This window comes from Vibrio sp. S11_S32 (genome assembly GCF_014694465.1).
GTDB classification, from domain to species: Bacteria; Pseudomonadota; Gammaproteobacteria; order Enterobacterales; family Vibrionaceae; genus Vibrio; species Vibrio algicola.
Genome location: NZ_JAAUWS010000130.1, coordinates 1 through 895, shown reverse-complemented (window position 1 = coordinate 895; position 895 = coordinate 1). Strand labels below are relative to the sequence as shown.

The 895-nt window shown below is 39.8% G+C and carries 2 protein-coding genes; both read right to left on the bottom strand.

Annotated elements, in window-relative coordinates; all coding sequences use genetic code 11:
- Window positions 1–148 precede the first annotated feature (148 nt).
- Window positions 149–502: an IS66 family insertion sequence element accessory protein TnpB gene (gene tnpB, locus HC723_RS16930; protein WP_190339927.1), complete on the bottom strand. Its 354-nt coding sequence runs from the start codon at window positions 500–502 to the stop codon at window positions 149–151.
- On the bottom strand, window positions 499–813 hold the full coding sequence (gene tnpA / locus HC723_RS16925; protein WP_190339925.1) for an IS66 family insertion sequence element accessory protein TnpA: 315 nt from the start codon (window positions 811–813) through the stop codon (window positions 499–501). Before tnpA ends, tnpB begins: the two co-directional genes overlap by 4 nt.
- Between the last annotated feature and the right edge of the window lie 82 nt (window positions 814–895).

The following is an 895-nucleotide window of genomic DNA, read 5'->3' as shown; positions in this document are numbered from 1 at the left end:
CACTTTTCTCAGATATCAGTGTTTTTACCATCGCTTGTAGCTCGGCAATATTTTGACTTTCTGGGTTGATATCTGGCGTCTTTTTCATGATATTTATTATACTAAATATCATGCCATTAATGCTTGGTGGATACGTCTTTATTATCGTTTAAGTCATTGTGAAATCGTTTATTTCAATGGGTTTGTGGCCGATAATCGTGAAACCAGAAAGCAGTCTATCAAGCTCGAATTGAGTAAGCGTAAATACCGGATTTTTCTCTTTGTAAGGCCATTTGTATTTGGCTTTTTCGAGACGCTTATACCAAAGTGCAAAGCCTGTTTTATCCCAGTACAGCACTTTGATTTTATCGTGTTGTTTATTGGTAAATAGGAACAATGCACCGCTGCCAAGAGGCAAACTGGTATCACTTTCGATAATCGCGGCAAGGCCGTTAATGGACTTTCTAAAATCGACGCTTTCACGATATAAATAAATCTCAGGGGCGCAGAGCATGTGTTTCATGATAGTGCACCGATAAGTTCTGCAAGATAGGTTGCTGGTGTTCCTTGTGGGATGCTCAGCTCAACATTTTTTACCAGTAATGTCATGTTGGCAACGGCAGTGTGAGTGGCTTGATACTTTTTGGTCTTTTCAACGACTTCGGCTTTAACAAAACCTTGAGGCATGAGCGTTTCTGTGAATTGCTTGCGCTTAGCATAATACGTTGATGGGTTGAGGTCATTAAGCTTGCAAAATGCAAGCTTTGACAATGAACTTGATTGTGATTGTTCAATAAATATTTGCCATTCTTGATCAGTGTGTCGCTGTGCCATTTCAAATCTCCTTTGGGTTGGAGGTTTGATCTTATTATTCAGGCTAGACGATTAGAATGCGGGTTTTATGATGCGCTTACGA

What these genes read in the sequence shown, in the direction of transcription:
- tnpB (WP_190339927.1), bottom strand. Translation starts at nt 502, where the DNA reads ATGAAACACATGCTCTGCGCCCCTGAGATTTATTTATATCGTGAAAGC.
- tnpA (WP_190339925.1), bottom strand. Translation starts at nt 813, where the DNA reads ATGGCACAGCGACACACTGATCAAGAATGGCAAATATTTATTGAACAA.